The 8,815-nt window shown below is 50.1% G+C and carries 9 protein-coding genes and 2 pseudogenes; 4 read left to right on the forward strand and 7 right to left on the reverse strand.

Annotated elements, in window-relative coordinates; all coding sequences use genetic code 11:
- Positions 1–75, forward strand: a pseudogene (locus FTU13_RS16985) (IS6 family transposase); the annotation flags it as partial.
- Positions 76–159: 84 nt separating this feature from the next.
- Here FTU13_RS16985 and FTU13_RS16990 read toward each other — a convergent pair.
- The 3 genes from FTU13_RS16990 to FTU13_RS17000 all read right to left on the reverse strand — a co-directional run bounded on the left by FTU13_RS16990 (position 160) and on the right by FTU13_RS17000 (position 2,289).
- Positions 160–597: a hypothetical protein gene (locus FTU13_RS16990; RefSeq protein WP_000030933.1), complete on the reverse strand. Its 438-nt coding sequence runs from the start codon at positions 595–597 to the stop codon at positions 160–162.
- Positions 598–647: 50 nt separating this feature from the next.
- A complete protein-coding gene (locus tag FTU13_RS16995) occupies positions 648–1,496 on the reverse strand; it encodes a hypothetical protein (RefSeq protein WP_257226781.1) in 849 nt (282 codons plus the stop codon).
- Positions 1,497–1,584: 88 nt separating this feature from the next.
- Positions 1,585–2,289 (reverse strand): IS6-like element IS26 family transposase, encoded by a 705-nt coding sequence (locus FTU13_RS17000; protein ID WP_001067856.1) that lies wholly within the window; start codon positions 2,287–2,289, stop codon positions 1,585–1,587.
- Positions 2,290–2,349: 60 nt separating this feature from the next.
- Between FTU13_RS17000 and FTU13_RS17005 the strand changes: the two are divergent.
- Together FTU13_RS17005 and FTU13_RS17010 are read left to right on the forward strand one after the other, a co-directional pair.
- Positions 2,350–4,188, forward strand: a pseudogene (locus FTU13_RS17005) (Tn3 family transposase); the annotation flags it as partial.
- A gap of 140 nt (positions 4,189–4,328) precedes the next feature.
- Positions 4,329–4,625 (forward strand): hypothetical protein, encoded by a 297-nt coding sequence (locus tag FTU13_RS17010; RefSeq protein WP_044501921.1) that lies wholly within the window; start codon positions 4,329–4,331, stop codon positions 4,623–4,625.
- Positions 4,626–4,688: 63 nt separating this feature from the next.
- Here the strand turns inward: FTU13_RS17010 and tetR(Y) are convergent, their stop codons facing one another.
- A complete protein-coding gene (tetR(Y), locus tag FTU13_RS17015) occupies positions 4,689–5,312 on the reverse strand; it encodes a tetracycline resistance transcriptional repressor TetR(Y) (protein WP_011931118.1) in 624 nt (207 codons plus the stop codon).
- 82 nt (positions 5,313–5,394) lie between these two features.
- On the opposite strand from tetR(Y), the gene tet(Y) reads away from it, so the two are divergent.
- Positions 5,395–6,570 carry a tetracycline efflux MFS transporter Tet(Y) gene (tet(Y), locus tag FTU13_RS17020; protein WP_011931119.1) on the forward strand — a complete coding sequence of 392 codons (1,176 nt, stop codon included), beginning with the start codon at positions 5,395–5,397 and terminating at the stop codon, positions 6,568–6,570.
- A gap of 15 nt (positions 6,571–6,585) precedes the next feature.
- Here tet(Y) and FTU13_RS17025 read toward each other — a convergent pair whose 3' ends face one another.
- The 3 genes from FTU13_RS17025 to aph(3'')-Ib form a co-directional block, all read right to left on the reverse strand.
- Positions 6,586–6,852, reverse strand: a complete 267-nt coding sequence (locus FTU13_RS17025; RefSeq protein WP_052928020.1) for a hypothetical protein — start codon at positions 6,850–6,852, stop codon at positions 6,586–6,588.
- A 167-nt stretch (positions 6,853–7,019) separates the two neighbouring features.
- A complete protein-coding gene (locus FTU13_RS17030; RefSeq protein WP_000480968.1) occupies positions 7,020–7,856 on the reverse strand; it encodes an aminoglycoside O-phosphotransferase APH(6)-Id in 837 nt (278 codons plus the stop codon).
- The gene (gene aph(3'')-Ib, locus FTU13_RS17035) at positions 7,856–8,659 is read right to left on the reverse strand and encodes an aminoglycoside O-phosphotransferase APH(3'')-Ib (RefSeq protein WP_001082319.1); all 804 of its coding nucleotides are present in this window, start codon (positions 8,657–8,659) and stop codon (positions 7,856–7,858) included. The genes FTU13_RS17030 and aph(3'')-Ib overlap by 1 nt, the downstream gene beginning before the upstream one ends.
- Positions 8,660–8,815: the final 156 nt, after the last annotated feature.

Genomic DNA, 8,815 nt, shown 5'->3' on the forward strand with positions numbered 1-8,815 from the left:
GGACAAGCATCGTCATTTTATTATGGTCAGCCTCAGGGTGAAGTGTGTCTAATCAACAGGGTTTTCGGTCTCTAAGTACTTTTTAAAGGGAACATCATCGACTCAAATCTCTATTTGCAACAGTGCCAAAAAAACCAACTTCAAGTTGGTTTTTCTTTTTTAATCATCAGTGGCGACCTTAACACCATATCCAATTAAACCTGCAAGGCTAGCATAGGCTATTTTGGCATAAATCGAACCCCACCAGACCGTAATTTTACTGGCACCAAATTCCCGAACCGTTTGCCCCATAAAATTAGTGGTTTCATAGAAATTTTTAGCAGAATAACCTAACGCAATATGATCAAGGACAGGGAATAAACTAAAAGCTAAACCTACTGCTGCTGCGGGGAAAGTAAACTCTCTTGATAGACCGAATTTTCCAGTAATAAATACAAGCGATACCACGATAATTAATCTAATGATAGTCCATAGCATCACTGTGAAAGGCAAGTTAAAGATGCCTGCTCCCTGCCACGCAAGACCGCAAACAACTAACACGATAAAGCCTACAACTATCAGGAATAATACAAATTTATCATGATCATCTTTACTCATTAAAAAGTCTTTTATGGTTTGTTATTTTCACTTGCTTATGCCAGGTGAAGTTAGATTCTAGGTGTATTTCTAGGGGTAGTATTAAGATTGCTTTGCAGCTTCATCTTGTGATTAGGAGCATTCAAATTTTCTTCCGGTGCAGTAATCTTTTGCTTCAATAACTGCTCACGGTACTCGCTATAAACTTCAGTTTTATTGCGGGCAGTAAAACGGTGTGCGCTCTGATCTTTAAACTCTGTGAAGTACCGATCTGAATACTTAACAGAAAGTTTTTCAAATGGAATCTCATATTCCATATCATTGATTCGAGCTTTAATCATTGGTTTATCTTTCATCTTGTAGGCATCAAGAACCTTTAATTCTGTTCCCTTCTCAAAGGTTTCTTTCTTAAAGAATCCAGTCTTGATCTGTAACCCTTCCTCAAGTTTGAGAAGCTCACCTTTTGCAATTTTCATACCTCTAATGCTACCGATCTCATCACCTAAAATAGATTTAGATTTAAGATTCGCACGAACCTCGGTAACAATTTCTTCCTTCGTGAATGTACGATTCTCTGAAGTTAAAGCATGTATCTTCGAGTTAATTCCGTATATCTCCCGCTTATCTTCAATATGGTGGCGGTGATCTTGCAGATATGCTTTGATCAATTTTTCTTGCTTGTCTACTAAAGTGAAGTCTGTAGAAAATTCTTTCTTTTCTGATCGTCCTAGAACTTTTTTGAAGTTTTCAAAAGGTGTAACTTCTTTTTCAACAGGATTGTAATTCTGATCATATGAGATTTTCCCATCTGGACGTTTAACGAATTCTTTTTCATTCGTGGTAAACGACATAGCAGAATAATTAATTTCGACATTATGTTTATGTCGGGTCAAAGCAACATAAGTTAAATTAGCATTCATGTTCTCACTCGCCACAATATAGGCATTATCAACAGTGGCACTGTTGCAAAGTTAGCGATGAGGCAGCCTTTTGTCTTATTCAAAGGCCTTACGTTTCAAAAACTCTGCTTACCAGGCGCATTTCGCCCAGGGGATCACCATAATAAAATGCTGAGGCCTGGCCTTTGCGTAGTGCACGCATCACCTCAATACCTTTGATGGTGGCGTAAGCCGTCTTCATGGATTTAAATCCCAGCGTGGCGCCGATTATCCGTTTCAGTTTGCCATGATCGCATTCAATCACGTTGTTCCGGTACTTAATCTGTCGGTGTTCAACGTCAGACGGGCACCGGCCTTCGCGTTTGAGCAGAGCAAGCGCGCGACCATAGGCGGGCGCTTTATCCGTGTTGATGAATCGCGGGATCTGCCACTTCTTCACGTTGTTGAGGATTTTACCCAGAAACCGGTATGCAGCTTTGCTGTTACGACGGGAGGAGAGATAAAAATCGACAGTGCGGCCCCGGCTGTCGACGGCCCGGTACAGATACGCCCAGCGGCCATTGACCTTCACGTAGGTTTCATCCATGTGCCACGGGCAAAGATCGGAAGGGTTACGCCAGTACCAGCGCAGCCGTTTTTCCATTTCAGGCGCATAACGCTGAACCCAGCGGTAAATCGTGGAGTGATCGACATTCACTCCGCGTTCAGCCAGCATCTCCTGCAGCTCACGGTAACTGATGCCGTATTTGCAGTACCAGCGTACGGCCCACAGAATGATGTCACGCTGAAAATGCCGGCCTTTGAATGGGTTCATGTGCAGCTCCATCAGCAAAAGGGGATGATAAGTTTATCACCACCGACTATTTGCAACAGTGCCATCGCGAGTGGGTCAGGGTGGGACGGCTTAAAAACCCTTGTTGCAATGGCAACCAGGCTGACCGCCACCATGGCCGACGATCCGCTCAATCATGTGCTCGACGGTTATCACCGCTTCCGCCGATACGCTCCACGCATGTTGCGCCTGCTCGATCTGCGAGCTGCGCCCGTTGCACTGCCGCTTCTGGAAGCGGTGACGGCCCTTCGTACCGGTTTGAACGATGCCGCGATGACCAGCTTCTTGCGGCCCAGCTCGAAATGGCATCGCCACCTTCGGGCCCAGAGGGCTGGCGACGCTCGCCTATGGGAGATCGCGGTGCTGTTCCATCTGCGCGATGCGTTCCGCTCCGGAGATGTCTGGCTTACTAGGTCCCGGCGCTATGGCGATCTGAAACACGCACTCGTTCCGGCACAATCCATCGCGGAAGGCGGTCGTCTCGCTGTGCCATTGCGGCCGGAGGAATGGCTGGCAGACCGGCAAGCTCGCCTCGACATGCGGTTGCGCGAGCTTGGCCGTGCCGCTCGCGCAGGCACGATCCCGGGCGGGTCGATTGAAAACGGCGTTCTGCATATCGAGAAACTCGAAGCCGCCGCGCCGACAGGCGCCGAAGATCTGGTGCTCGATCTCTACAAGCAGATCCCGCCCACGCGCATCACCGATCTCCTGCTGGAGGTGGATGCGGCGACCGGCTTCACCGAAGCGTTCACCCATCTGCGCACAGGAGCACCCTGCGCTGACCGGATCGGGCTAATGAACGTTATCTTGGCGGAAGGGATCAACCTCGGCTTGCGCAAAATGGCGGATGCGACAAACACCCACACCTTCTGGGAATTGATCCGCATTGGACGGTGGCATGTCGAGGGCGAAGCCTATGACCGGGCGCTGGCCATGGTGGTCGAGGCACAGGCAGCGTTACCCATGGCCCGGTTCTGGGGCATGGGCACGTCGGCTTCGAGCGACGGACAGTTCTTCGTCGCTACAGAGCAAGGTGAGGCCATGAACCTGGTCAACGCGAAATATGGCAATACCCCGGGCCTGAAAGCCTATAGCCACGTCTCCGACCAATATGCGCCGTTCGCAACCCAGGTGATTCCTGCAACGGCAAGCGAAGCGCCTTACATCCTCGATGGCCTGCTGATGAACGATGCTGGACGCCATATCCGCGAGCAGTTCACCGACACGGGCGGCTTCACCGATCACGTCTTTGCCGCATGTGCCATTCTCGGCTACCGGTTCGCTCCGCGCATCCGCGACCTGCCATCCAAACGGCTCTACGCGTTCAATCCGTCGGCCGCCCCGGCGCACCTGCGAGCGTTGATCGGCGGAAAGGTCAACCAAGCCATGATCGAGCGCAATTGGCCCGACATCCTGCGCATCGCCGCCACCATTGCTGCCGGGACCGTCGCGCCAAGCCAGATTCTGCGGAAACTCGCCTCCTATCCGCGGCAGAACGAGCTCGCGACAGCCCTGCGGGAAGTCGGTCGCGTCGAGCGCACCCTGTTCATGATCGACTGGATTCTGGATGCCGAACTCCAACGGCGTGCCCAGATCGGGCTCAACAAAGGCGAAGCTCATCATGCGCTGAAGCGGGCAATCAGCTTCCACCGCCGCGGTGAAATCCGCGACCGTTCCGCCGAAGGCCAGCATTACCGCATCGCCGGCATGAATCTGCTCGCCGCCATCATCATCTTCTGGAACACCATGAAGCTCGGCGAGGTCGTTGCAAACCAGAAACGCGATGGAAAGCTGCTATCGCCCGATCTCTTGGCCCATGTTTCGCCGCTCGGATGGGAACACATCAATCTCACCGGAGAATATCGCTGGCCAAAGCCTTAGCGTAGGATTCCGCCCCCTCCCGCAAACGACCCCATTTTGTGATTTTGAATTAGATAATAATAAGTGATCGGCTTTGCTAATTGATGTTTTTGCTGTTGTCAGCTTAAAAGCTGAACAAGATTAAATAATGGAAATTTGATATGAATATGCGCATTCGTTTGATTGCAGGCGCAATCACCGCACTCATCGTGGGCTTTGGTTTTATGGCCTATGATAAATATACAGGCCGTGAATGGGTCGTCTCACCTGATCAGATTGAAGCGGCTCAAAGCAGTGGTAAAGCGGGTGTGGAAACACGTCCGGGCACGGTTGCGGTACGTGCAATCCGCAGCGAAGATGCGGATATACTGCCATTTAAATGGCTTGGTTATGGTTTGGTTGCAGGGTTCTTTGTCGTCTATTCAACACGCAAACCAAAAGCTGCACCAAAAGCATAATCTTTAAGTTAATCATTTTAAAAGCCTCGCTTTGCGGGGCTTTTTTATGTTGCATCTGCTAAGTTATTTTGTGGCTTTCTTCATTTCCAGACCGGAAATTAAAGCATCCAATCCATATTCAAAGGCAAAATCGGCACCTTCCGCATCGAATGTATCAAAGGCATGAGATAGAAACTGTGATGGCTGTGCAGGGGCTTCTTTTGAGGCTTGTTTGCGTTCAGAACTATCTTCGAGGGCTGCTTGCTGCTCACTGACAGAGCCCGTCGTATAATGACTGACAATCACTAATGCCCGTACGGCATCGGGCTGTTCAAATCCGCTCTCACATAAAAATCTGATCTGTTTTTCCACGCGCTCATATTGCGCACTGGTTGGGCGTGTGCCCGCATGAATGCGTGCGCCATCACGATAAGAAAGCAGTGCGCTACGAAAGCTGAGTGCATTTTCTTTTAAAAAGACACGCCAGTCTTCTCCTGTCTGAGGCACGGTGCGGGTGTGATTTTTTTCTAACATGGCTTCAGATAAGGCATCAAGCAGGGCGCGCTTATTGCGAAAATGCCAATAAAGAGCAGGTTGCTGCACCTTCAGGCGCTCGGCCAATTTTCGCGTTGTTAAATTGTCAACACCGACTTCGTTGAGAAGTTCAAGTGCAGCCTGAATAACGGTCTCACGATCCAATTTGGTCATTTTATTGCATTACCTCTTGACAATTTATCGTTGATAAAGTTTATTATCGCCAACTTATCAATGATAAATAAAAGTCACATCTATGTCAAAATCACTTATAACCGCACTCATTGTTGTCGCGCTTGATGCGATTGGTTTGGGATTAATCATGCCGGTGGTTCCGGCTTTATTAAATGAATTTGTACCGGCAGAGCAAACAGCATTTCACTATGGTGTTTTTTTATCGCTTTATGCGTTTATGCAGGTCTTTTGCGCGCCCGTTTTAGGGCGGTTATCTGACCGCTATGGACGGCGGATTATTTTGCTGGTTTCATTTTTAGGTGCCACGATTGATTATAGCATAATGGCGGCAGCGCCTGTTTTATGGGTGCTTTATATCGGCCGGATTATCTCAGGTGTTACCGGAGCAACTGGTGCAATCGCGGCATCAATTATCGCTGATACAACTAAACAGGAAGAACGTGCGCGTTGGTTTGGTTTTATGGGGGCGTGTTTTGGTGCAGGTATGATTGCAGGGCCTGCTATTGGCGGTGTTCTTGGTGATATATCTGTGCATGCGCCCTTTGTGGCAGGGGCTCTTCTCAATGCAATTGCCTTTTGTTTGGTGGCTTTCTTGTTGCCCAAAACGCCGTCACAACCGCCTGAAGGACAGCCAGCCAAAATCAATTTGTTTGAAGGCTTTCGCTTCAATTTTGCAGTTCAGGGACTTGCCAGCTTTTTTGCGTTGTTTTTTCTTATGCAGCTGATTGGGCAGGCGCCCGCCGCTTTGTGGGTGATTTATGGCGAACAGCGCTTGAATTGGGATATTGGCACAGCAGGTGTGTCGCTGGCCGTTTTTGGTGCAGCACATACATTCGTACAAGCTGTTTTAACCGGCACTCTTTCAAAGCGACTGGGTGACCGCGGTGTGTTGCTGCTTGGAATGGGCGCTGATATGTGCGGGTTTTTATTGCTGGCTTTTATCACGCAAAGCTGGATGGTTCTGCCGGCAATTTTTATGCTGGCCACAGGCGGCATTGGTATGCCTGCTTTGCAGGCCATTATTTCAGGTCTTGTTTGCGATGAAAAACAAGGTGCTTTACAGGGAACTTTAACGGGGTTGACGAATATAACCTCGATTATCGGGCCGGTCGGATTTACGACGCTTTATGGCTTAACCGCGGGGCAGTGGGATGGTTGGGTTTGGCTCGTCGCAGCAAGCCTTTATCTTATTGCTATACCATTATTGCGCCAGTCAGCCAGTTTATTGCGATCTTAAAATCTTGGCGGGAGATCAAGCAATCCCGCCAATAAAACCGCTGAGTTCATCAAGACGCACCATTGCCATGCGCATGGTGCCACGGCAATTTTGAGCTTTGCAGCGTGCGCGTCGTTCAACTTCGTCCAAATATAATTGCTCGTGTCCTCGAATTGAGCTGATCATTGCCTTATTGATATAAACAAGGCGGTTACATTTCTTGCAGGTCATTTCTAATCTTTGATGGTCTGCAAGATCACTGGCTTTATAGCGGGTTTTCCAGTTTCCGGGTGGGGATGCCATTTTCATCACCAGAAGTCTTCAGGTGAGGGAATACGGACATAGCTGATTTTACCGCCCACATGGGGTCGTTTGCGGGAGAGGGCGAAATCCTACGCTAAGGCTTTGGCCAACGATATTCTCCGGTAAGATTGATGTGTTCCCAGGGGATAGGAGAAGTCGCTTGATATCTAGTATGACGTCTGTCGCACCTGCTTGATCGCGGCCGCGATAGCTAGATCGCGTTGCTCCTCTTCTCCATCCGCGTTCCAAGCTGCGGAAAGGCACCCATAAGCGTACGCCTGGTCGAGCAGGCGACGCGGATCGACGTCCAGCGCACGAGAGAATGCGTCCGCCATCTGTGCAATGCGTCTAGGATCGAGACAAAGGTCGTCTCTGTCAGCCGGATCGTAGAACATATTGGCGGCGCCAAAGCCCACTTCACCGACCAGACCGACGGGATCTATCACCAGCCAGCCGCGACTGGAGAACATGATGTTTTCATGATGCAGATCGCCATGTAGCCCACGCAGTTCCGAGGCATTGCTCATCATTTGATCGGCTATAATCGCCGCGTGGACGTAGTCAGTTTGACAACCTGCGTTTTGATCATCGCGCGCCCGCTGAAACAAAGCTGCAAAGCGATCCCGGATCGGGAGAAGGGCAGAAGGCAGGGGTTCCTCAGATGCGGCATACAGCTTCGCCATTAGTTCCGCTGCAATTTCGGTCGCCTGGTAGTCGCCGTGCTCGGCAACGATGTGAGAGAGCATTCGCTCCCCGGCATATTCGAGCAACATCAGATTGTTCTCACGACCGAGCAACCGGACTGCTCCCCTCCCATTGCGCCATACCAGATAGTCGGCCCCGCGCAGTTCATCAGCAATGTCTTCTATAGGTTTCAATCCCTTGACGATTGCAGGAGTCCCGTCTGGCAATGAAACTTTCCAAACGAGGCTGGAAAAGGTGTCCGCAATGAGAACAGGTTGCGAAACGTGCCAATGAGCAGGAAAAACAGGCGGCATGAACATCAACCCCAAGTCAGAGGGTCCAATCGCAGATAGAAGGCAAGGCGTTCGCGGTCGGGGGCTTCGATCCCCAATACATTGAATAGGACAGCGAAGGCGCGCTCTGCTTCATCTGGCGCTGCCCAGTTCTCTTCGGCGTTAGCAATCATGAGTGCCAAATCGGCATAGCGATCTGCTGTTCCGAGCCGCCCAAGGTCGATCAGACCCGTGCATTGAAGAGTTTTAGGGTCCACCATGAAGTTCGGCATGCAGGGATCACCATGGCAAACAACCATATCGGTGCGCTCTTGGTCGAGCCGCACCGGTAGCTCTCGTTCGACACGAGCCAAAAGATCGAGCTGCGGCGTACTCTTGTCCTCGTCCGGTAAGAAGTCGGGATTGACGGCATTGCGGGACACCACATCAACGGCGCGTCCGAACATTCGCGACAGCCTGCGCTCAAACGGACATTGATCAACCGATAGGCTGTGAACAGCGCCAAGTTGCTGCCCCATTGACGGCCACGCTTTGAGCAAATCCGCTCCAGACAGATCAGCCGCCGGTACTCCCGGAATTGCCGTTATCACCAAGCATGCACCCTCCTGTTCCTCCTGCCAGTTGATCACCTCGGGGCAAGCCACACCTCGACCTTTGAGCCAAATGAGGCGGTCACGCTCTCCAGCGAGCTCACCGCGGCGGGAAGCAGGTGCGATTTTCGCGAAGGCATGCCCGTCACCACGTCGAAAAACAAAATCACCAGATTCTCCGCCTCTGACAGGCAACCAGTCAGAATGCGATTCACCAAAAAAAATATTAGTTCGATTCAATGGAGGTTCCTTCAGTTTTCTGATGAAGCGCTCTGTACACGACAAAAATAGATAACTCATTGAAATAATGTCACAATAATTGTTTTCTAACGACGAATACTATGACACATCTCAATGAGTTATATCTTATCTTAAACAAATCTCTAAAATGGAACA

The organism is Acinetobacter sp. YH12064, assembly GCF_013419735.1.
Taxonomy (GTDB): domain Bacteria; phylum Pseudomonadota; class Gammaproteobacteria; order Pseudomonadales; family Moraxellaceae; genus Acinetobacter; species Acinetobacter amyesii.

Bases quoted from the DNA above. Each gene is read 5' to 3' on its own strand.
- FTU13_RS17025 (WP_052928020.1), bottom strand. From the start codon at position 6,852: ATGGCATCCCCACCCGGAAACTGGAAAACCCGCTATAAAGCCAGTGAT.
- FTU13_RS17000 (WP_001067856.1), bottom strand. From the start codon at position 2,289: ATGAACCCATTCAAAGGCCGGCATTTTCAGCGTGACATCATTCTGTGG.
- FTU13_RS16995 (WP_257226781.1), bottom strand. From the start codon at position 1,496: ATGAATGCTAATTTAACTTATGTTGCTTTGACCCGACATAAACATAAT.
- FTU13_RS17030 (WP_000480968.1), bottom strand. From the start codon at position 7,856: ATGTTCATGCCGCCTGTTTTTCCTGCTCATTGGCACGTTTCGCAACCT.
- FTU13_RS17010 (WP_044501921.1), top strand. From the start codon at position 4,329: ATGAATATGCGCATTCGTTTGATTGCAGGCGCAATCACCGCACTCATC.
- FTU13_RS16990 (WP_000030933.1), bottom strand. From the start codon at position 597: ATGAGTAAAGATGATCATGATAAATTTGTATTATTCCTGATAGTTGTA.